The sequence below is a fragment of the Janibacter terrae genome, assembly GCF_039636765.1.
Taxonomy (GTDB): Bacteria; Actinomycetota; Actinomycetes; order Actinomycetales; family Dermatophilaceae; genus Janibacter; species Janibacter terrae.
In genome coordinates, this window is record NZ_CP144167.1 from 1,134,139 (window position 1) to 1,153,062 (window position 18,924).

Here is an 18,924-nt window from a genome sequence, read left to right on the forward strand (position 1 = left end):
TCCCAGCCGCTGCACGAAGGGGGCCGGTCACCGTCGAGGTGACCGGCCCCCTTCGTGCTGCCCGCAGTGCCGTGGGGGAGGATGAGCGCATGACCGAACCCGACCGCCGCCACCCGATGTCGGTGCGCGCCACCGCGGCCCGCTGGGGTCTGGGGGCCGTGCTCGTGGTGGGCGCCCTCGTGCTCCTGGTCAAGCCCGGGGGAGTGAGCAAGCTGCTCGGCCTCGCCCTGGCCGGCGCCGCCGTCGTCACCTTCACCCGCCGCTCACGCAGCGACGCGACGATCGTGACGGTCGTGCTGCTCCTGGTCGCCGCGGTCTACGTCGGCGCCTTCGTCAGCGGCAACAGCCACTGGATCACGGACCGGTACTGATGCGCGACGACCTGGTGATCCGCCGGGAGACCCCGGCCGACGCCCTCCCGACGGAGCTCCTCCACGACGCGGCCTTCGGCATCCCGCACGGACGAAGGGAGACCATCGAGCGCGAGCTGCTGCGCTGCCTGCGCGCCGACGGCTCGGTCCTCGACGAGCTGACCTTCGTCGCCGAGCTGGACGGCGAGGTGGTCGGGCACGTCGTGTGCAGCCGGGCCGCGCTGGGTGGGTCACCCTCCGTCGCGCTGGGGCCCCTCTCGGTCCGTCCCGACCTGCAGGGGCAGGGGATCGGCGCCGCGCTCGTCATGGCCGTCGTCGCCAGCGCCGAGCGGATCGCGGTCCCGGTCATCGTGCTCCTGGGGGACCCGGGGTACTACGGCTTCTTCGGCTTCGTCCCGGCCGCCGGGCACGGCATCGGGTCCCCGGGGCCGTGGGGGGAGCAGTACTTCCAGGCGCTGACGCTGCGCGCCTGGCGGCCGCAGATGGCCGGCGACTTCCGCTACGCGCCCGCCTTCGACCGTCTCGGCTGACATCCCGCGACGGGCGCGGCCGGATCGGATTTGTGGCGCTCGGGACCCGCCGGTATCGTTGATCAGCGTGCGTGGCACGGCTGTGCCGTGAAGCGCGCCGGGAGCGGTCGGTGACGACCGCCTCCGCCCTCTTGCCGGGCGCCCGGGCGCGGTCCATCCGGACCGTGGTGGGGAGTGCAGGGAAGAGCACCATCGACGACACACCCGAGTGCGGGGGTCGTGGATGGCATCCAAGGAGCGTCGCCCGGGTCCACCCGGTCGGCGCAGACAACATCACCAACGTACGGAGATCAGGTTGCCTACCATCAACCAGCTGGTGCGCAAGGGTCGGCAGGACAAGCCGTCCAAGGCCGCCACGCCCGCCCTCAAGGGCTCGCCGCAGCGCCGTGGCGTGTGCACGCGTGTGTACACCACCACCCCCAAGAAGCCGAACTCTGCCCTTCGCAAGGTCGCCCGCGTGCGCCTGACGAGCGGCATCGAGGTCACCGCCTACATCCCGGGTGTCGGTCACAACCTGCAGGAGCACTCCATCGTGCTCGTGCGCGGTGGCCGAGTGAAGGACCTCCCCGGTGTCCGTTACAAGATCGTCCGCGGGTCCCTCGACACCCAGGGCGTCAAGGGTCGTCAGCAGGCCCGCAGCCGTTACGGCGCCAAGAAGGAGAAGAAGTAATGCCTCGCAAGGGTCCCGCCCCGAAGCGCCCGCTCGTCGTCGACCCGGTCTTCCAGTCCCCGCTGGTGACCCAGCTGGTCAACAAGATCCTCCTCGACGGCAAGAAGTCCATCGCCGAGTCGATCGTGTACGACGCCCTCGAGGGTTGCCGTGAGAAGACCGGCACCGACCCGGTCCAGACGCTCAAGCGCGCGCTCGACAACGTCAAGCCCTCCTTGGAGGTCAAGTCCCGCCGTGTCGGTGGCGCGACCTACCAGGTCCCGATCGAGGTCAAGCCCGGCCGCGCCACGACCCTGTCGCTGCGCTGGCTCGTCGGCTACGCCCGTCAGCGTCGCGAGAAGACGATGACCGAGCGCCTCATGAACGAGATCCTGGACGCCAGCAACGGCCTCGGTGCCGCGGTGAAGCGTCGCGAGGACACCCACAAGATGGCCGAGTCCAACAAGGCCTTCGCGCACTACCGCTGGTGACAGCAGGTCGGGGCCGGCACCCGTCGGCCCCGACCACCAGCCCGCACGGGCAGACACGACCGCAACGAGCGAGATGAGATAACGAGTGGCACAGGACGTCCTGACGGACCTGACCAAGGTCCGCAACATCGGCATCATGGCGCACATCGACGCCGGCAAGACGACGACGACTGAGCGCATCCTTTTCTACACCGGCGTCAACCACAAGCTGGGCGAGACGCACGACGGTGCCTCCACCACGGACTGGATGGAGCAGGAGAAGGAGCGCGGCATCACCATCACGTCCGCCGCGGTCACCTCCTTCTGGGACGACACCCAGATCAACATCATCGACACCCCCGGCCACGTCGACTTCACCGTCGAGGTCGAGCGGTCGCTGCGCGTGCTCGACGGCGCGGTCGCGGTCTTCGACGGCAAGGAAGGGGTCGAGCCCCAGTCCGAGACCGTGTGGCGCCAGGCCGACAAGTACGACGTCCCCCGCATCGCGTTCGTCAACAAGATGGACAAGCTCGGCGCGGACTTCTACTTCACCGTGCAGACGATCAAGGACCGCCTCGGTGCGGAGCCGCTCGTCATGCAGCTGCCGATCGGCGCCGAGAACGACTTCGTCGGCGTCGTCGACCTGATCAAGATGAAGGCGCTCGTGTGGCCCGGCGACGCCAAGGGTGACGTCACCCTGGGTGCCTCGTACGAGACCCAGGAGATCCCGGCGGACCTGCAGGCCAAGGCGGAGGAGTACCGCAACCACATCGTCGAGCGCGTCGCCGAGGCTGACGACGAGCTCATGGAGAAGTACCTCGGTGGCGAGGAGCTGACCGACGAGGAGCTCAAGGCGGGCATCCGCAAGCTCACGGTCAACTCGGAGCTGTACCCGATCTTCTGCGGCTCGGCGTTCAAGAACCGTGGCGTCCAGCCGGTGCTCGACGCCGTGCGCGACTACCTGCCCAGCCCCCTCGACGTCGCCGCCATGGAGGGCCACGCCCCCGGTAACGAGGACGAGGTCGTGCTGCGCCGGCCGAGCGTCGACGAGCCCTTCTCGGCGCTCGCCTTCAAGATCGCGGCGCACCCCTTCTTCGGCACGCTGACCTTCATCCGCGTGTACTCGGGCAAGCTCGTCCCCGGCACCCAGGTCATCAACTCGACCAAGGGCAAGAAGGAGCGCATCGGCAAGCTCTTCCAGATGCACGCCAACAAGGAGAACCCGGTCGACGAGGCGATGGCGGGCCACATCTACGCCGTCATCGGTCTGAAGGAGACCACCACGGGTGACACCCTGAGCGACATCCAGGCGCCGGTCATCCTCGAGTCGATGTCCTTCCCCGCCCCGGTCATCCAGGTGGCCATCGAGCCCAAGACCAAGGGCGACCAGGAGAAGCTCGGCTCCGCGATCCAGCGTCTCGTCGCCGAGGACCCGACCTTCCAGGTCTCCCTCGACGAGGAGACGGGCCAGACCATCATCGCCGGCATGGGCGAGCTCCACCTCGACGTCTTCGTCGACCGGATGCGGCGTGAGTTCAAGGTCGAGGCCAACATCGGCAAGCCGCAGGTGGCCTACCGCGAGACCATCCGTCGCGCGGTCGAGAAGTACGACTACACGCACAAGAAGCAGACCGGTGGGTCCGGCCAGTTCGCCAAGGTGCAGATCACCTTCGAGCCCCTCGTCACGGACGAGGAGAACGAGGGCGAGATGTACGAGTTCAAGAACGCCGTCACCGGTGGTCGCATCCCGCGCGAGTACATCCCGAGCGTCGACGCCGGCATCCAGGACGCGATGCAGTACGGCGTCCTCGCCGGGTACCCGGTCGTCGGTGTCAAGGCCACCCTGATCGACGGCGCCTACCACGACGTCGACTCCTCGGAGATGGCCTTCAAGATCGCCGGCTCGATGGCCTTCAAGGAGGCCGCCCGCAAGGCCGACCCGGTGCTCATGGAGCCGATGATGAAGGTCGAGGTGCGCACCCCCGAGGACTACATGGGTGATGTCATCGGCGACATCAACTCGCGCCGTGGCCAGATCCAGTCCATGGAGGACGTCAGCGGCGCCAAGGTGGTCACCGGTCTGGTCCCCCTGTCCGAGATGTTCGGCTACGTCGGCGACCTGCGGTCGAAGACCCAGGGCCGGGCGAACTACTCGATGGAGTTCGACTCGTACGCAGAGGTCCCCAAGGCCGTTGCCGAGGAGATCATCAAGAAGACCCGAGGCGAGTGACCGGTAGCATTACCGGGATCCCGACGCGGAACATCCACACACACCCCCAATCGACGCCACCCTGCCGGGATAAGGCGTAACCAAAGAAGACGTCCTGAGGAGGACACACAGTGGCGAAGGCAAAGTTCGAGCGGAGCAAGCCGCACGTCAACATCGGCACCATCGGTCACATCGACCATGGCAAGACGACGCTGACGGCCGCGATCTCCCGCGTGCTGCACGACAAGCTCCCCGACCTCAACGAGGCATCGGCGTTCGACACGATCGACAAGGCTCCTGAGGAGAAGCAGCGCGGTATCACCATCTCGATCTCGCACATCGAGTACCAGACGGAGTCGCGTCACTACGCGCACGTCGACTGCCCGGGTCACGCCGACTACGTCAAGAACATGATCACCGGTGCGGCTCAGATGGACGGCGCGATCCTCGTGGTCGCCGCCACCGACGGCCCCATGCCGCAGACGAAGGAGCACGTCCTCCTGGCCCGCCAGGTCGGCGTCCCCTACATCGTCGTGGCGCTCAACAAGGCCGACATGGTCGACGACGAGGAGATCCTGGAGCTCGTCGAGATGGAGGTCCGCGAACTGCTGTCCTCCTACGAGTTCCCGGGCGACGACGTCCCGGTCGTCAAGGTCTCGGCGCTCAAGGCGCTCGAGGGCGACGCCACGTGGGGCGAGTCGATCATGGAGCTCATGGACGCTGTCGACTCCTACATCCCCGAGCCGGAGCGTGACCTCGACAAGCCGTTCATGATGCCCGTCGAGGACGTCTTCACGATCACCGGTCGTGGCACCGTCGTCACCGGTCGCATCGAGCGCGGCATCCTCAACGTCAACGAGGAGGTCGAGATCGTCGGTATCCGCGAGGAGAAGACGACCACGACCGTCACCGGCATCGAGATGTTCCGCAAGCTCCTCGACGAGGGTCGCGCGGGCGAGAACGTCGGTCTGCTCCTCCGCGGCACCAAGCGCGAGGACGTCGAGCGCGGGCAGGTCATCTGCAAGCCGGGCTCGATCACCCCGCACACCGAGTTCGAGGCGCAGGTCTACATCCTGTCGAAGGAGGAGGGTGGCCGGCACACGCCGTTCTACGACTCCTACCGTCCGCAGTTCTACTTCCGGACCACCGACGTCACCGGCGTCGTCTCCCTGCCCGAGGGCACCGAGATGGTCATGCCCGGTGACAACACCGACATGAAGGTCGAGCTCATCCAGCCGATCGCCATGGAGGAGGGCCTGAAGTTCAACATCCGCGAGGGTGGCCGCACCGTCGGCGCCGGTCGCGTCACCAAGATCCTCAAGTGATCCTGGGCTGACCCCGGTCAGCGACCACGCAGGGCCCGTCTCCCCGTCAGGGGGAGGCGGGCCCTGCGTCGTGCCTCGGCCGTACCGTCGTGTCGGGAGGGCGGAGACGCTCCCTTCGGCCTAGGGTTGGGTCGACCGCTGTACCCGAGCACGGAGAGGCCGCGCCATGGCCACCGCCGAGACCACAGGCGCCGACAGGCGCACCGAGCACGACGGGTTCGACGAGGACGTCAAGCCGTCCCTGCGCGAGCTCAAGGGACGCAGCTGGCGCTTCGCGGCCAAGCGGGCCCTCAAGGAGTTCAGCGCCGACGGGTGCACGGACCTCGCAGCGGCGCTGACCTACTTCTCCGTGCTCTCGATCTTCCCCGCGCTCCTCGCGCTGGTCTCCATCCTCGGTCTGGTGGGGGAGCCCGAGCAGACCAAGACGACGATCCTCGACGTGCTCGACCAGCTCGGCACCGGCAGCGTGAGCGACACGCTCGAGGGGCCGCTGGAGCAGATGGTCACGTCGTCCGCAGCCGGGCTCGGCCTCGTCGTGGGTCTGGCCGGTGCGTTGTGGTCGGCCTCCGGCTACGTCGGGGCCTTCGGCCGGGCACTCAACAAGATCTACGAGGTGCCGGAGGGCCGCAAGTTCATCAAGCTGCGCCCGATGCAGCTCGTCGTCACCGCCGTGCTCCTCGTGCTGGCGGCCGCGATCATCCTCTCGGTCGCGGTGAGCGGCGACCTCGCCCGCGTCATCGGCGACACGATCGGCCTCGGCGACGCGGCGGTGATGGCCTGGAACATCGCCAAGTGGCCGGTCATCCTGCTCGTCGTGGTCTTCATGGTCGGCCTGCTCTACTGGGCGACCCCAAATGTCCGTCAGCCCAAGTTCCGCTGGCTCAGCCCGGGCGCAGCGGTGGCGATCGTCGTCGCGATCCTCGCCTCGGTCGTCTTCGGCTTCTACGTCTCCAACTTCGGCTCGTACAACAAGACCTACGGGTCGCTCGCCGGCGTGATCGTCACACTCCTGTGGCTGTGGATCATCAACAACGTCCTGCTCCTGGGTGCCGAGCTCGACTCCGAGATCGAGCGCTCCCGGCAGCTGCAGGCGGGTCTGCCCGCCGAGGACGAGCTGCCGCTCCCGTTGCGCGACACGACGAAGTCCGATGCGGCCGCCGAGGCCCAGGTCGAGATCGTCGAGGAGGCCCGTTCGCTGCGCATCGAGGGCCTGCACGACCAGGGTCGTTCGGCCGCCGATCTCGCCGACCGGGACCGCCCGGAGTAACCCCCTTCGCCTCCGATTTGGACCAGGCGCGCAGCCTCTGGCACACTTGTCAGGTTGCTTGTTGAGCGGTGGTGCCGCGACCAGCCCTGTGCTGTGGTCGCCGGCGTCCTCGCCAGCCCGATGACAACGCATCGCACCGCGCAGCGGGGCGACACATCGGAGCCAGAGCACGATCCGGTTCGTCCGGGTCGACGACCAGGCGCACGATCTGCCCTTCGGCATGTCGTCGCGCTGCGGAGCGGGTGCGACACACCCGACCGCGGGGGTCGGAGACCGGGCCGGGCCCACACAGACCACAGCACGACGGCGAGAGAGAGACGGACACACAGATGGCGGGACAGAAGATCCGCATCCGGTTGAAGTCGTATGACCACGAGGTCATCGACAACTCGGCGCGAAAGATCGTCGACACCGTGACCCGTGCCGGCGCAACGGTGGTCGGCCCCGTGCCGCTGCCGACGGAGAAGAACGTGTTCTGCGTCATCCGTTCGCCGCACAAGTACAAGGACAGCCGCGAGCACTTCGAGATGCGCACCCACAAGCGCCTCATCGACATCATCGACCCGACGCCCAAGGCCGTCGACTCGCTGATGCGTCTCGACCTCCCGGCTGACGTCAACATCGAGATCAAGCTCTGATCCGGGGAAGACGAGACATGACCACCACTGCCACCAAGACCGTCAAGGGCGTGCTCGGCGAGAAGCTCGGCATGACGCAGGTCTGGGACGAGGAGAACCGCCTCGTCCCGGTCACCGTCATCCAGGCCGGCCCGTGCGTCGTCACCCAGGTCCGCAATGTCGAGACCGACGGGTACGACGCCGTGCAGATCGCCTACGGCGCCATCGACCCCCGCAAGGTGAACCAGCCCACGAGCGGCCACTTCGCCAAGGCCGGCGCCACCCCGCGCCGCCACCTCATCGAGCTGCGCACCGCCGACGCCGCCGAGTACACCCTCGGCCAGGAGGTGACGGTCGAGCTGTTCGAGAACGGGCAGGCCATCGACGTCACCGGCACCACCAAGGGCAAGGGCTTCGCCGGCGTCATGAAGCGTCACGGCTTCGCCGGCGTCAGCGCCTCCCACGGTGCCCACCGCAACCACCGCAAGCCCGGCTCGATCGGTGGCTGCGCCACCCCGGGTCGCGTCTTCAAGGGGATGCGCATGGCCGGCCGCATGGGCGGCGTGCGCCAGACCACCCAGAACCTGACGATCCACGCCGTGGACGCCGAGAAGGGCCTGCTGCTCGTCAAGGGCGCCGTCCCCGGCCCCCGCGGTGGCGTCGTCCTCGTCCGCACCTCGGTGAAGGGAGCCTGACGTGCCGAGCATCGACATCATCAACCCGGCCGGAACCGCTGCCGGGACCGTGGAGCTGCCCGCCGAGATCTTCGACGTGCAGGTCAACGTCCCGCTCATCCACCAGGTCGTCGTCGCCCAGCTCGCCGCAGCGCGCCAGGGCACGCACTCGACCAAGACCCGCGCAGAGGTGCGCGGTGGTGGCCGCAAGCCGTACCGGCAGAAGGGCACCGGCCGGGCCCGTCAGGGCTCGACCCGCGCCCCGCAGTTCGCCGGCGGTGGCGTCGTCCACGGCCCGCAGCCGCGTGAGTACAGCCAGCGCACCCCCAAGAAGATGAAGGCCGCCGCCCTGCGCGGTGCCCTCTCCGACCGGGCGCGCCACGGCCGCATCCACGTGCTGAGCGCGCTCCTCGAGGGGGAGACCCCCTCCACCAAGAGCGTCGCCGCGATCCTCGGTGGCCTGAGCGAGCGCAAGAACCTGCTCGTCGTCATCGAGCGCGGCAACGACGCGGCGTGGAAGTCGGTCCGCAACCTCGTGGACGTCCACGTGCTCGCGGCCGACCAGCTCAACACCTACGACGTGCTGTGCTCCGACGACGTCGTCTTCACCCAGGCGGCTCTCGAGGCCTTCCTCGCCGGGCCCGCGCCCAAGAACGCAGAGGAGACGGACAAGTGAGCGAGTCCATCACGAGCGCGTCCCAGATCAAGGACCCGCGCGACATCCTGATCCGTCCCGTCGTCTCGGAGAAGTCCTACGGTCTCCTCGACGAGGGCAAGTACACCTTCATCGTCGACCCGCGGTCCAACAAGACCGAGATCAAGATCGCCGTCGAGCAGATCTTCGGCGTCAAGGTCGACTCCGTGCACACCATGAACCGAGTCGGCAAGGCCCGACGCACCCGGTTCGGCACCGGTAAGCGCAAGGACACGAAGCGCGCGATCGTCACCCTCCGCGAGGGCACGATCGACATCTTCGGCGGCCAGGGCTGACGGAGAGGACAAGGAAGAACCAATGGGTATCCGTAAGTACAAGCCGACCACCCCGGGTCGTCGCGGCAGCTCTGTCGCCGACTTCGTCGAGGTCACGCGCTCCACGCCTGAGAAGTCGCTGGTCCGTCCGCTGAGCAAGACCGGTGGCCGCAACTCCACCGGCCGCATCACCACCCGTCACATCGGTGGTGGCCACAAGCGTGCCTACCGCGTCATCGACTTCCGTCGCCACGACAAGGACGGCGTGCCGGCCAAGGTCGCTCACATCGAGTACGACCCCAACCGCACCGCCCGCATCGCGCTGCTGCACTACGCCGACGGCGAGAAGCGCTACATCCTGGCGCCGAACAAGCTCGCGCAGGGCACGGTCATCGAGAACGGCCCGTCCGCCGACATCAAGGTGGGCAACAACCTGCCGCTGCGCAACATCCCCAACGGCACGACGATCCACGCCGTGGAGCTGCGTCCGGGTGGCGGTGCCAAGCTGGCCCGCTCCGCGGGTGTCAGCATCCAGCTGCTCGCCAAGGAAGGGCCGTACGCCACGCTGCGCATGCCCTCCGGTGAGGTCCGTCGCGTCGACGTGCGCTGCCGCGCCACCGTCGGTGAGGTCGGCAACGCCGAGCAGTCGAACATCAACTGGGGCAAGGCCGGCCGCATGCGGTGGAAGGGCAAGCGCCCGACCGTCCGTGGTGTCGTCATGAACCCGGTCGACCACCCGCACGGTGGTGGCGAGGGCCGTACTTCCGGTGGCCGTCACCCCGTCTCGCCCTGGGGTAAGCCCGAGGGCCGTACCCGGCGTCCCGGCAAGGCGAGCGACAAGCTCATCGTCCGTCGCCGCCGCACCGGCAAGAAGCGCTGATAGGAGCCTTTGGACATGCCTCGTAGTTTGAAGAAGGGCCCCTTCATCGACGACCACCTTCAGAAGAAGGTCGACGTCCAGAACGAAGCGGGCACCAAGAACGTCATCAAGACCTGGTCGCGCCGTTCGGTGATCTCGCCGGACATGCTCGGCCACACCTTCGCCGTGCACGACGGCCGCAAGCACGTCCCGGTGTTCGTCACCGAGGCGATGGTCGGCCACAAGCTCGGCGAGTTCGCACCGACCCGCACCTTCCGCGGTCACGTGAAGGACGACAAGAAGGGACGTCGTCGCTGATGCCTGCCACCGAGACCACCGAGCAGGAGACGCTGTTCGCCCGTGCCTCCGCACGTCACGTCCGCGTGACGCCGCAGAAGGCGCGTCGTGTCGTGGACATGATCCGCGGCAAGGACACCATGACCGCGATCGCGACCCTGCAGTTCGCGCCGCAGACCGCGTCCGAGCCGACCCTCAAGGTCCTGCAGAGCGCCATCGCCAACCTGCGCGTCAAGGCCGACGAGGCGGGGGAGCCCTTCGACGAGCGCAACCTCGTCATCTCCTCGGCCTTCGTCGACGAGGGCCCGACGATGAAGCGTTTCCGTCCGCGGGCCCAGGGCCGCGCCGGCCGGATCAACAAGCGCACCAGCCACATCACCGTCCTCGTGACGAGCAAGCCTGAGAAGGCCGCGAAGGGAGGGACCCGCTGATGGGTCAGAAGATCAACCCGCACGGCTTCCGTCTGGGCATCACCACCGACCACAAGAGCCGCTGGTTCGCCGACTCCAACAAGGAGGGCCAGCGCTACCGCGACTACGTCAAGGAAGACGTCGCGATCCGCAAGCTCATGTCCACGGGCATGGAGCGCGCCGGCATCGCCCGCGTCGAGATCGAGCGCACCCGTGACCGCGTGCGTGTGGACATCCACACCGCGCGCCCGGGCATCGTCATCGGTCGCCGTGGCGCCGAGGCCGACCGCATCCGCGGCGAGCTCGAGAAGCTCACCGGCAAGCAGGTGCAGCTGAACATCCTCGAGGTCAAGAACCCCGAGATCGAGGCCCAGCTCGTCGCCCAGGGCATCGCCGAGCAGCTCGCTGCTCGCGTCACCTTCCGTCGCGCCATGCGCAAGGGGATGCAGTCCTCCCTCCGCGCCGGTGCGAAGGGCATCCGGATCCAGTGCTCCGGCCGCCTCGGTGGTGCCGAGATGTCCCGCTCCGAGTTCTACCGCGAGGGTCGCGTGCCGCTGCACACCCTCCGCGCGAACATCGACTACGGCTTCTACGAGGCCCGCACGACCTTCGGCCGCATCGGCGTCAAGGTCTGGATCTACAAGGGCGACATGACCGAGAAGGAGTTCGCGGCGCAGCAGGCGACCGCAGCTCCCCGTGGTCGTGGCCCGCGTCGCGACCGCGACGACCGCCCCGCCCGCGCCCGTCGCGGTGGCGACCGCAACGAGGGTCAGGCCCAGGCCGCCCCCGCTGAGGCTCCCGCCGCCGAGGCTCCGGCCAAGACCGAGGGAGAGTCCTGAGATGTTGATCCCCCGACGGGTCAAGCACCGCAAGCAGCACCACCCCAAGCGCTCCGGCATGGCGAAGGGCGGCACGGCCGTCACCTTCGGTGACTACGGGCTCCAGGCGCTCTCGCCGGCGTACGTCACCAACCGGCAGATCGAGGCCGCTCGTATCGCCATGACGCGCTACATGAAGCGTGGTGGCAAGGTCTGGATCAACATCTACCCGGACCGTCCGCTCACCAAGAAGCCGGCTGAGACCCGCATGGGTTCCGGCAAGGGCTCGCCCGAGTGGTGGGTCGCCAACGTCAAGCCCGGCCGGATCATGTTCGAGATCTCCGGCGTGGACGAGGAGACCGCTCGCGAGGCCATGCGCCTGGCGATGCACAAGCTGCCGATGAAGTGCCGCTTCGTCGCGCGTGAGGGTGGTGACATCTGATGGCAGTCGGATCGAAGGACCTGACCCCCACGGACCTGCGTGAGCTGACCGACGAGCGTCTGGTCGACGAGCTGCGCAAGGCCAAGGAGGAGCTCTTCAACCTCCGTTTCCAGTCGGCCACCGGCCAGCTGGACAACCATGGCCGCCTCCGCGCGGTCCGCAAGGACATCGCTCGGATCTACACCGAGATGCGCGAGCGCGAGCTCGGGATCGGTGGGTCCAAGTGAGCGAAAACGTGAAAGGACCCGTGAGCTCCACCGTGCGAAACGACCGCAAGACGCGCCGCGGCTACGTCGTCTCCGACAAGATGGACAAGACCGTTGTCGTCGAGGTCGAGGACCGCGTCAAGCACGCGCTGTACGGCAAGGTCATGCGCAAGACCTCCAAGGTCAAGGCGCACGACGAGCAGAACAGCGCCGGCGTCGGCGACCACGTCGTCATCATGGAGACCCGACCGCTGTCCGCCACCAAGCGCTGGCGCATCGTCGAGATCCTCGAAAAGGCCAAGTAAGGCCACCCCGGACGCGAAGGGGGCACACGCCCCCTTCGCCCGGACGAAGACCACATCAGTTCGGCCAGGCTCGCCGCGGCGAGAACCAGCACGACGACAGGAGTGAGAAGTGATCCAGCAGGAGTCGCGACTTCGCGTCGCCGACAACACCGGTGCCAAGGAGATCCTGTGCATCCGTGTGCTCGGCGGCTCCGGTCGCCGGTACGCCGGCATCGGCGACACGATCGTCGCCACCGTCAAGGACGCCATCCCCGGTGGCAATGTCAAGAAGGGTGACGTCGTCAAGGCGGTCATCGTTCGTACCACCAAGGAGCGTCGCCGCAACGACGGTTCCTACATCAAGTTCGACGAGAACGCCGCCGTCATCCTCAAGGCCGACGGCGAGCCGCGCGGGACGCGCATCTTCGGCCCGGTCGGTCGCGAGCTGCGCGACAAGAAGTTCATGAAGATCGTCTCGCTCGCACCGGAGGTGATCTGATCATGGCAAAGCTCAAGATCAAGAAGGGCGACCTCGTCCAGGTCCTGTCCGGCAAGGACAAGGGCCTGCAGGGCAAGGTCATCTCGGTCGACACCGAGACCCAGCGCGTCGTGGTCGAGGGTGTCCAGCGGGTCACCCGCCACACCAAGGCCGGCATGGGTGGCCAGGCCGGTGGCCTGGTCGTCTCCGAGGCGCCGATCCACGTGAGCAACGTGGCCGTCGTCGACCCCGAGGACAACAAGCCGACCCGCATCAGGACCCGCGTCGAGACCGTCGAGCGTGACGGTCGCACCAAGGCGAGCCGCACCCGCGTCGCGGGCCGCTCGGGCAAGGACCTCTGAGATGACTGACACCATCGAGACCCAGGCCGTCGAGGCCCCGCGCCTCAAGGGCAAGTACGCCGACCAGGTCGTGCCGGCCCTCCAGGAGCAGTTCGGCTACGGCAACGCGATGCAGGTTCCCCGCGTCGTCAAGGTCGTCGTCAACATGGGCGTCGGCGACGCCGCCAAGGACAGCAAGCTGATCGAGGGCGCCATCCGCGACCTGACCGCCATCACCGGTCAGAAGCCGCAGGTGACCAAGGCCCGCAAGTCCATCGCGCAGTTCAAGCTCCGCGAGGGCATGCCGATCGGTGCGCACGTCACGCTGCGCGGCGCCCGCATGTGGGAGTTCCTCGACCGCCTCACGGCGATCGCGCTCCCGCGCATCCGTGACTTCCGTGGCCTGAACCCCAAGCAGTTCGACGGCAACGGCAACTACACCTTCGGTCTCACCGAGCAGTCCATGTTCCACGAGATCGACCAGGACAAGATCGACCGCGTCCGGGGCATGGACATCACGGTGGTCACCACCGCGACGAACGACGACGAGGGCCGCGCGCTGCTCAAGCAGCTGGGCTTCCCCTTCAAGGAGAACTGACATGGCGAAGACCGCCCTGATCAACAAGGCGAACAAGAAGCCGAAGTTCAAGGTCCGCGGTTACACGCGGTGCCAGCGCTGCGGCCGGCCGCACTCGGTCTACCGCAAGTTCGGCCTGTGCCGTGTGTGCCTTCGTGAGATGGCGCACCGCGGCGAGCTCCCCGGCGTGACCAAGTCCAGCTGGTGACCCACCCGGGCCGACCGACCCCGGCCGGCCCACTGCGACCCCAGGTCGCACCACCCCCCACGAACCGTTCTACATCGAAGGTCGCTCCGGTCCCCGGAGGGAAACCGCGATGAGAGAGGGCAGGCAGAGCCCATGACCATGACCGACCCGATTGCGGACATGCTGACCCGCGTCCGGAACGCCAACTCGGCGCACCACGACGAGGTCTCCATGCCGTACTCCAAGCTCAAGTCGCACATCGCGGAGATCCTCCAGGCGGAGGGTTTCATCGCGGGTTGGACCGTCGAGGAGGCGACCGTCGGCAAGACGCTGACCGTCTCCCTCAAGTACGGCCCCAACCGTGAGCGCTCCATCGCGGGCGTGCGCCGGGTGTCCAAGCCCGGTCTGCGCGTGTACGCGAAGTCCACCAACCTGCCGAAGGTGCTCGGCGGCCTGGGCGTGGCGATCATCTCCACGTCCTCCGGCCTCCTCACCGACAAGCAGGCCGCAACCAAGGGTGTGGGTGGGGAAGTCCTCGCCTACGTCTGGTAAGGGGAAGCAGACATGTCGCGTATTGGACGACTCCCGGTCGCCATCCCCAGCGGTGTCGACATCGCCATCGAGGGCCAGACCGTCAAGGTCAAGGGCCCCAAGGGCGAGCTGCAGGTCAACGTGACCGAGCCGATCACGGTCGAGAAGACCGAGGCCGGCGTCGAGGTCAGCCGCCCGAACGACGAGCGCGAGTCGCGTTCGCTGCACGGCCTGACCCGCAGCCTCATCCACAACATGGTCATCGGTGTCACCGAGGGCTACGAGAAGAAGCTCGAGATCCACGGCACCGGTTACCGCGTGGTCAACAAGGGCGGTTCCCTGGAGTTCGCTCTGGGCTACAGCCACCCGATCACGATCGAGGCCCCCGAGGGCATCAGCTTCAACGTCGAGAACCCGACGCGCTTCAGCGTGCAGGGCATCGACAAGCAGCTCGTCGGCGAGACCGCTGCCGTCATCCGCAAGCTCCGCCGTCCCGACCCGTACAAGGGCAAGGGTGTCCGGTACGAGGGCGAGCACATCCGTCGCAAGGTCGGAAAGGCTGGTAAGTAAGCCATGGCCAAGATCATCAAGCGTGCCAAGGGCAAGAGCGCTGCTCGTGGCCGTCGCCACCTGCGCCTGCGCAAGAAGGTCAGCGGGACCGCCACGCGCCCCCGTCTGGTCGTGACGCGCAGCAGCCGCCACGTCTTCGTCCAGGTCGTCGACGACACCGTCGGCAAGACCGTCGCGTCCGCGTCGACCATGGAGGCCGACGTGCGCGCCCTCGATGCCGACAAGACCGAGCGGGCCAAGAAGGTCGGTGAGCTCGTCGCCGAGCGCGCGAAGTCCGCTGGCGTCGAGGCCGTCGTCTTCGACCGCGGTGGCAACCGCTACCACGGTCGCGTCGCCGCCATCGCGGACGGCGCCCGCGAAGGGGGTCTGACCCTGTGATGCAGGCCCAGAACGTCGAGAAGAGGAACATCTGATGCCCGGACCCCAGCGTCGAGGCGCCGGTGCCGCCGCAGGCACCAACGAGCGCTCCAGCAACGACCGTCGTGACAACCGTGGCGGTGGCCGCGACCGTCGTGACGGTGGCCGTGACCGCACCGAGAGCCAGTTCCTCGAGCGCGTCGTGACCATCAACCGTGTCTCCAAGGTCGTCAAGGGTGGTCGTCGCTTCAGCTTCACCGCCCTGGTCGTCGTCGGTGACGGCGACGGCACCGTGGGTGTCGGCTACGGCAAGGCCAAGGAGGTGCCCGCGGCGATCGCCAAGGGTGTCGAGGAGGCGAAGAAGAGCTTCTTCACCGTCCCGCGCATCCAGGGCACCATCCCTCACCCCGTCCAGGGTGAGGCCGCGGCCGGTGTCGTCATGCTCCGTCCGGCCTCCCCGGGTACCGGTGTCATCGCCGGTGGTCCGGTGCGCGCCGTGCTCGAGTGCGCCGGCATCCACGACGTGCTGTCCAAGAGCCTCGGCTCGGACAACGCGATCAACATCGTCCACGCGGCGGTCGCGGCCCTGAAGGGTCTCGAGCGTCCGGAGGCCGTCGCGGCTCGCCGCGGTCTGCCCCTGGACCAGGTCGCCCCGGCAGCCATGCTGCGTGCCCAGGCCGCTGGTCGCGCCGAGGCCGCCGACAAGGCGAAGGCGGGTGCATGATGGCACGTCTGAAGGTGACCCAGACCCGTTCCGAGATCGGTGGCAAGCAGAACCAGCGCGACACCCTGCGCAGCCTCGGTCTGAAGCGCATCGGCGACGTCGTCGTCAAGGAGGACCGCCCGGAGATCCGTGGCATGGTCCAGACGGTTCGCCACCTGGTGACCGTCGAGGAGGTTGACTGATCATGGCTGACTCCAAGGCCACCCCGAACCCGGAGCAGGGTTCCACCCACGCGCTGAAGGTGCACCACCTTCGTCCCGCCCCCGGTGCCAAGACCGCGAAGACCCGTGTGGGTCGCGGTGAGGGCTCCAAGGGCAAGACGGCCGGTCGCGGTACCAAGGGCACCAAGGCCCGGTACCAGGTGCCGGAGCGCTTCGAGGGTGGTCAGACGCCGCTGCACATGCGTCTGCCCAAGCTCCGTGGCTTCAAGAACCCGTTCAAGACCGAGTACCAGGTCGTGAACCTCGACCGCATCTCCGCGCTCTTCCCCGAGGGCGGCAGCGTGGGCGTCGAGGAGCTCGTGGCGAAGGGGGCCGTCCGCGACGGCCACCTCGTCAAGGTGCTCGGCTCCGGCGACATCACGGTGAAGGTCGACCTCACGGTCGACGCCTTCTCCGCGAGTGCCAAGGACAAGATCGAGGCGGCCGGCGGCAGCATCACCGCTCGCTGACCCCCTTCGGTCCCGCGTGAGGCCGCCCCGTGCTCGGGGCGGCCTCGACGCGTCTTCTTGACCCGTGCCGGCGCACCCGGGCGAGCGGGTCATGTCGCGGCCTCCCGGACGCGGCAGGTATCGTCTGACAGGTTGCGCCGCCGCCGGTGGCCACCTGCCCGCAGCACACCCACTGCACCCACGGCACCGTCCCTGGAGGAACCCACGTGCTCTCCGTCTTCACCCGGGCGTTCAAGACGCCCGACCTGCGGCGCAAGCTGCTCTTCACGTTGGGCATCATCGTGCTCTTCCGCCTCGGCTCCCACGTGCCGACGCCGAACGTGAACTACACGGCCGTGCAGGCGTGCATCGCCGGTGCCCGGGACGACGCCAGCAACAACTTCCTCGGCATGGCCAACCTCTTCAGCGGGGGTGCCCTCCTGCAGCTGTCGATCTTCGCGCTCGGGATCATGCCGTACATCACGGCGAGCATCATCGTGCAGCTGCTGACGGTCGTCATCCCCCGCTTCGAGCAGCTGAAGAAGGAGGGGCAGCAGGGCCAGGCGAAGATGACGCAGTACACGCGGTACCTCACCATCGCGCTGGCCGTCCTGCAGTCGGCCACCTTCATCACTTTCGCGCGCAACCCCGCGAGCCTGTTCAACAACGCGGACTGCGGACCGATCCTCTACCGCGAGTCGATGTTCTCGATCATCCTCATGGTGCTGACGATGACCGCCGGCACGGGCCTGATCATGTGGCTCGGCGAGCTCGTCACGGACAAGGGTGTCGGCAACGGCATGTCCCTGCTGATCTTCACCTCGATCACCGCGACCTTCCCCGGCTCCCTGTGGGCCATCCAGCAGAAGGACGGCCGCTGGGACATCTTCTTCCTCGTCATCGCCATCGGCCTGGTGATCATCGCCGCGGTCGTCTTCGTCGAGCAGAGCCAGCGCCGCATCCCGGTGCAGTACGCGAAGAAGATGGTCGGGCGCCAGATGTACGGCGGGACCTCCACGTACATCCCGATCAAGGTCAACATGGCCAACGTCATCCCGGTCATCTTCGCCAGCTCCATGCTCGCGCTGCCGCAGATGATCGCCCAGTTCCAGACCGACCCGGCGGGCAACAACCCCGGGTGGGTGGACTGGATCAACACCTACCTCGTGCGGGGTGACCACCCCATCTACATGGCGGTCTTCACCGCGATGATCCTCTTCTTCACCTTCTTCTACGTCTCGATCACCTTCAACCCCACGGAGGTCGCGGACAACATGAAGAAGTACGGGGGGTTCATCCCCGGTATCCGCGCCGGGCGACCCACGGCCGAGTACCTCCAGTACGTGCTCACCCGCATCACCGTGCCGGGAGCCATCTACCTCGCTCTGGTCTCGTTGATCCCGCTGATCGCCCTCGTGCTCGTCGGCGCCAACCAGAACTTCCCCTTCGGCGGTACGTCTATCCTCATCATGGTGGGCGTCGGTCTGGAGACGGTGAAGCAGATCGAGTCCCAGCTCCAGCAACGCCACTACGAAGGATTCCTCCGCTGATGCGTCTCATCATCCTCGGCCCGCCCGGCGCCGGCAAGGGCACCCAGGCCACCGCGATCGCCCGGCACTACGGCATCCCGGCTGTCTCCACCGGTGACATCTTCCGGGCCAACATCAAGAACGAGACCGAGCTCGGGCTCCAGGTCAAGGAGATCCTCGCGACGGGTGGCTACGTCTCCGACGACATCACCAACGCGATCGTCGAGGCCCGCCTCGACGAGGCCGACGCCGAGCCCGGCTTCCTCCTCGACGGCTACCCGCGCACGACCGCGCAGGTGACCGCCCTGGACGCCATGCTCGCCAAGAGCGACCACTCCATCGACAAGGTGCTCGAGCTCGTCGTCGACGACGAGGTCGTCGTCCAGCGGCTCCTCAAGCGCGCCGAGCTCGAGGGGCGCGTCGACGACACCGAGGACGTCATCCGCGAGCGGATGGCCATCTACCACCGCGAGACCGAGCCGCTGTCCGACGCGTACGAGGCCCGTGGGCTCCTCGTCACCGTCGACGGCGAGGGCGAGGTCGAGGACGTGGCGCGGCGGATCTTCGCCGCCCTCGACGCCTGA

At 67.7% G+C, this 18,924-nt stretch carries 30 protein-coding genes; all 30 read left to right on the plus strand.

Going from position 1 to position 18,924, the window contains the following annotated elements:
* Nucleotides 1-89: 89 nt before the first annotated feature.
* The 30 genes from V3C34_RS05695 (at nucleotide 90) to V3C34_RS05840 (ending at nucleotide 18,924) form a co-directional block, all read left to right on the plus strand.
* Nucleotides 90-371: a hypothetical protein gene (locus V3C34_RS05695; RefSeq protein WP_068326080.1), complete on the plus strand. Its 282-nt coding sequence runs from the start codon at nucleotides 90-92 to the stop codon at nucleotides 369-371.
* The gene (locus V3C34_RS05700; protein WP_338538651.1) at nucleotides 371-901 is read left to right on the plus strand and encodes an N-acetyltransferase; all 531 of its coding nucleotides are present in this window, start codon (nucleotides 371-373) and stop codon (nucleotides 899-901) included. Before V3C34_RS05695 ends, V3C34_RS05700 begins: the two co-directional genes overlap by 1 nt.
* A gap of 295 nt (nucleotides 902-1,196) precedes the next feature.
* Nucleotides 1,197-1,571: a 30S ribosomal protein S12 gene (rpsL, locus tag V3C34_RS05705; RefSeq protein ID WP_007930014.1), complete on the plus strand. Its 375-nt coding sequence runs from the start codon at nucleotides 1,197-1,199 to the stop codon at nucleotides 1,569-1,571.
* Entirely contained in the window at nucleotides 1,571-2,041 is a 471-nt protein-coding gene (rpsG, locus tag V3C34_RS05710; protein ID WP_068326069.1) for a 30S ribosomal protein S7, read from the plus strand. The genes rpsL and rpsG overlap by 1 nt, the downstream gene beginning before the upstream one ends.
* A gap of 85 nt (nucleotides 2,042-2,126) precedes the next feature.
* Nucleotides 2,127-4,250 (plus strand): elongation factor G, encoded by a 2,124-nt coding sequence (fusA, locus tag V3C34_RS05715; RefSeq protein WP_068326066.1) that lies wholly within the window; start codon nucleotides 2,127-2,129, stop codon nucleotides 4,248-4,250.
* 110 nt (nucleotides 4,251-4,360) lie between these two features.
* A complete protein-coding gene (gene tuf / locus V3C34_RS05720; protein ID WP_068326060.1) occupies nucleotides 4,361-5,554 on the plus strand; it encodes an elongation factor Tu in 1,194 nt (397 codons plus the stop codon).
* 166 nt (nucleotides 5,555-5,720) lie between these two features.
* The gene (locus tag V3C34_RS05725) at nucleotides 5,721-6,821 is read left to right on the plus strand and encodes a YihY/virulence factor BrkB family protein (protein ID WP_338538650.1); all 1,101 of its coding nucleotides are present in this window, start codon (nucleotides 5,721-5,723) and stop codon (nucleotides 6,819-6,821) included.
* 329 nt (nucleotides 6,822-7,150) lie between these two features.
* A complete protein-coding gene (gene rpsJ / locus V3C34_RS05730; RefSeq protein ID WP_007924661.1) occupies nucleotides 7,151-7,459 on the plus strand; it encodes a 30S ribosomal protein S10 in 309 nt (102 codons plus the stop codon).
* Nucleotides 7,460-7,476: 17 nt separating this feature from the next.
* Nucleotides 7,477-8,133, plus strand: coding sequence for a 50S ribosomal protein L3 (rplC, locus tag V3C34_RS05735; RefSeq protein ID WP_068326054.1), 657 nt, complete (start codon nucleotides 7,477-7,479; stop codon nucleotides 8,131-8,133).
* Nucleotide 8,134: 1 nt separating this feature from the next.
* A complete protein-coding gene (rplD, locus tag V3C34_RS05740) occupies nucleotides 8,135-8,788 on the plus strand; it encodes a 50S ribosomal protein L4 (RefSeq protein ID WP_068326048.1) in 654 nt (217 codons plus the stop codon).
* Nucleotides 8,785-9,102, plus strand: a complete 318-nt coding sequence (gene rplW / locus V3C34_RS05745) for a 50S ribosomal protein L23 (RefSeq protein WP_281178012.1) — start codon at nucleotides 8,785-8,787, stop codon at nucleotides 9,100-9,102. Before rplD ends, rplW begins: the two co-directional genes overlap by 4 nt.
* 22 nt (nucleotides 9,103-9,124) lie before the next feature.
* A complete protein-coding gene (gene rplB / locus V3C34_RS05750) occupies nucleotides 9,125-9,961 on the plus strand; it encodes a 50S ribosomal protein L2 (RefSeq protein WP_068326045.1) in 837 nt (278 codons plus the stop codon).
* Nucleotides 9,962-9,976: 15 nt separating this feature from the next.
* On the plus strand, nucleotides 9,977-10,258 hold the full coding sequence (gene rpsS, locus V3C34_RS05755) for a 30S ribosomal protein S19 (protein ID WP_007924678.1): 282 nt from the start codon (nucleotides 9,977-9,979) through the stop codon (nucleotides 10,256-10,258).
* Complete coding sequence (gene rplV, locus V3C34_RS05760) at nucleotides 10,258-10,668, plus strand: 50S ribosomal protein L22 (protein ID WP_082807617.1); 411 nt, start codon at nucleotides 10,258-10,260, stop codon at nucleotides 10,666-10,668. The genes rpsS and rplV overlap by 1 nt, the downstream gene beginning before the upstream one ends.
* Nucleotides 10,668-11,486 carry a 30S ribosomal protein S3 gene (gene rpsC, locus V3C34_RS05765; RefSeq protein WP_068326042.1) on the plus strand — a complete coding sequence of 273 codons (819 nt, stop codon included), beginning with the start codon at nucleotides 10,668-10,670 and terminating at the stop codon, nucleotides 11,484-11,486. Before rplV ends, rpsC begins: the two co-directional genes overlap by 1 nt.
* 1 nt (nucleotide 11,487) lies before the next feature.
* On the plus strand, nucleotides 11,488-11,907 hold the full coding sequence (gene rplP / locus V3C34_RS05770; protein WP_068326038.1) for a 50S ribosomal protein L16: 420 nt from the start codon (nucleotides 11,488-11,490) through the stop codon (nucleotides 11,905-11,907).
* On the plus strand, nucleotides 11,907-12,134 hold the full coding sequence (rpmC, locus tag V3C34_RS05775; RefSeq protein WP_068326035.1) for a 50S ribosomal protein L29: 228 nt from the start codon (nucleotides 11,907-11,909) through the stop codon (nucleotides 12,132-12,134). Before rplP ends, rpmC begins: the two co-directional genes overlap by 1 nt.
* Nucleotides 12,135-12,154: 20 nt before the next feature.
* Nucleotides 12,155-12,418, plus strand: a complete 264-nt coding sequence (rpsQ, locus tag V3C34_RS05780) for a 30S ribosomal protein S17 (protein WP_255218309.1) — start codon at nucleotides 12,155-12,157, stop codon at nucleotides 12,416-12,418.
* A 109-nt stretch (nucleotides 12,419-12,527) separates the two neighbouring features.
* Entirely contained in the window at nucleotides 12,528-12,896 is a 369-nt protein-coding gene (rplN, locus tag V3C34_RS05785) for a 50S ribosomal protein L14 (protein ID WP_007924689.1), read from the plus strand.
* 2 nt (nucleotides 12,897-12,898) lie between these two features.
* Entirely contained in the window at nucleotides 12,899-13,237 is a 339-nt protein-coding gene (gene rplX / locus V3C34_RS05790; RefSeq protein ID WP_068326030.1) for a 50S ribosomal protein L24, read from the plus strand.
* Between the two features lies 1 nt (nucleotide 13,238).
* Nucleotides 13,239-13,814: a 50S ribosomal protein L5 gene (gene rplE / locus V3C34_RS05795; protein WP_068326028.1), complete on the plus strand. Its 576-nt coding sequence runs from the start codon at nucleotides 13,239-13,241 to the stop codon at nucleotides 13,812-13,814.
* Between the two features lies 1 nt (nucleotide 13,815).
* Nucleotides 13,816-14,001, plus strand: a complete 186-nt coding sequence (locus tag V3C34_RS05800; RefSeq protein WP_007924699.1) for a type Z 30S ribosomal protein S14 — start codon at nucleotides 13,816-13,818, stop codon at nucleotides 13,999-14,001.
* A 132-nt stretch (nucleotides 14,002-14,133) separates the two neighbouring features.
* A complete protein-coding gene (gene rpsH, locus V3C34_RS05805; protein WP_068326025.1) occupies nucleotides 14,134-14,532 on the plus strand; it encodes a 30S ribosomal protein S8 in 399 nt (132 codons plus the stop codon).
* 12 nt (nucleotides 14,533-14,544) lie between these two features.
* Nucleotides 14,545-15,081: a 50S ribosomal protein L6 gene (rplF, locus tag V3C34_RS05810; RefSeq protein ID WP_068326022.1), complete on the plus strand. Its 537-nt coding sequence runs from the start codon at nucleotides 14,545-14,547 to the stop codon at nucleotides 15,079-15,081.
* A gap of 3 nt (nucleotides 15,082-15,084) precedes the next feature.
* On the plus strand, nucleotides 15,085-15,459 hold the full coding sequence (gene rplR, locus V3C34_RS05815) for a 50S ribosomal protein L18 (protein WP_068326019.1): 375 nt from the start codon (nucleotides 15,085-15,087) through the stop codon (nucleotides 15,457-15,459).
* 34 nt (nucleotides 15,460-15,493) lie between these two features.
* Complete coding sequence (gene rpsE / locus V3C34_RS05820) at nucleotides 15,494-16,162, plus strand: 30S ribosomal protein S5 (RefSeq protein WP_068326006.1); 669 nt, start codon at nucleotides 15,494-15,496, stop codon at nucleotides 16,160-16,162.
* Nucleotides 16,162-16,344: a 50S ribosomal protein L30 gene (gene rpmD, locus V3C34_RS05825; protein WP_007924709.1), complete on the plus strand. Its 183-nt coding sequence runs from the start codon at nucleotides 16,162-16,164 to the stop codon at nucleotides 16,342-16,344. The genes rpsE and rpmD overlap by 1 nt, the downstream gene beginning before the upstream one ends.
* A 2-nt stretch (nucleotides 16,345-16,346) precedes the next feature.
* A complete protein-coding gene (gene rplO, locus V3C34_RS05830; protein WP_068326004.1) occupies nucleotides 16,347-16,832 on the plus strand; it encodes a 50S ribosomal protein L15 in 486 nt (161 codons plus the stop codon).
* A 206-nt stretch (nucleotides 16,833-17,038) separates the two neighbouring features.
* Complete coding sequence (gene secY / locus V3C34_RS05835) at nucleotides 17,039-18,361, plus strand: preprotein translocase subunit SecY (protein ID WP_068326002.1); 1,323 nt, start codon at nucleotides 17,039-17,041, stop codon at nucleotides 18,359-18,361.
* Nucleotides 18,361-18,924: an adenylate kinase gene (locus tag V3C34_RS05840; protein ID WP_068326000.1), complete on the plus strand. Its 564-nt coding sequence runs from the start codon at nucleotides 18,361-18,363 to the stop codon at nucleotides 18,922-18,924. The genes secY and V3C34_RS05840 overlap by 1 nt, the downstream gene beginning before the upstream one ends.

Coding starts and splice junctions, on each gene's coding strand:
- V3C34_RS05695 (WP_068326080.1), top strand. CDS start 90: ATGACCGAACCCGACCGCCGCCACCCGATGTCGGTGCGCGCCACCGCG.
- V3C34_RS05700 (WP_338538651.1), top strand. CDS start 371: ATGCGCGACGACCTGGTGATCCGCCGGGAGACCCCGGCCGACGCCCTC.
- rpsG (WP_068326069.1), top strand. CDS start 1,571: ATGCCTCGCAAGGGTCCCGCCCCGAAGCGCCCGCTCGTCGTCGACCCG.
- V3C34_RS05725 (WP_338538650.1), top strand. CDS start 5,721: ATGGCCACCGCCGAGACCACAGGCGCCGACAGGCGCACCGAGCACGAC.
- rpsJ (WP_007924661.1), top strand. CDS start 7,151: ATGGCGGGACAGAAGATCCGCATCCGGTTGAAGTCGTATGACCACGAG.
- rplC (WP_068326054.1), top strand. CDS start 7,477: ATGACCACCACTGCCACCAAGACCGTCAAGGGCGTGCTCGGCGAGAAG.
- rplB (WP_068326045.1), top strand. CDS start 9,125: ATGGGTATCCGTAAGTACAAGCCGACCACCCCGGGTCGTCGCGGCAGC.
- rpsS (WP_007924678.1), top strand. CDS start 9,977: ATGCCTCGTAGTTTGAAGAAGGGCCCCTTCATCGACGACCACCTTCAG.
- rplV (WP_082807617.1), top strand. CDS start 10,258: ATGCCTGCCACCGAGACCACCGAGCAGGAGACGCTGTTCGCCCGTGCC.
- rpsC (WP_068326042.1), top strand. CDS start 10,668: ATGGGTCAGAAGATCAACCCGCACGGCTTCCGTCTGGGCATCACCACC.
- rplP (WP_068326038.1), top strand. CDS start 11,488: ATGTTGATCCCCCGACGGGTCAAGCACCGCAAGCAGCACCACCCCAAG.
- rpmC (WP_068326035.1), top strand. CDS start 11,907: ATGGCAGTCGGATCGAAGGACCTGACCCCCACGGACCTGCGTGAGCTG.
- rplX (WP_068326030.1), top strand. CDS start 12,899: ATGGCAAAGCTCAAGATCAAGAAGGGCGACCTCGTCCAGGTCCTGTCC.
- rplE (WP_068326028.1), top strand. CDS start 13,239: ATGACTGACACCATCGAGACCCAGGCCGTCGAGGCCCCGCGCCTCAAG.
- V3C34_RS05800 (WP_007924699.1), top strand. CDS start 13,816: ATGGCGAAGACCGCCCTGATCAACAAGGCGAACAAGAAGCCGAAGTTC.
- rpsH (WP_068326025.1), top strand. CDS start 14,134: ATGACCATGACCGACCCGATTGCGGACATGCTGACCCGCGTCCGGAAC.
- rplF (WP_068326022.1), top strand. CDS start 14,545: ATGTCGCGTATTGGACGACTCCCGGTCGCCATCCCCAGCGGTGTCGAC.
- rplR (WP_068326019.1), top strand. CDS start 15,085: ATGGCCAAGATCATCAAGCGTGCCAAGGGCAAGAGCGCTGCTCGTGGC.
- rpsE (WP_068326006.1), top strand. CDS start 15,494: ATGCCCGGACCCCAGCGTCGAGGCGCCGGTGCCGCCGCAGGCACCAAC.
- rpmD (WP_007924709.1), top strand. CDS start 16,162: ATGGCACGTCTGAAGGTGACCCAGACCCGTTCCGAGATCGGTGGCAAG.
- rplO (WP_068326004.1), top strand. CDS start 16,347: ATGGCTGACTCCAAGGCCACCCCGAACCCGGAGCAGGGTTCCACCCAC.
- V3C34_RS05840 (WP_068326000.1), top strand. CDS start 18,361: ATGCGTCTCATCATCCTCGGCCCGCCCGGCGCCGGCAAGGGCACCCAG.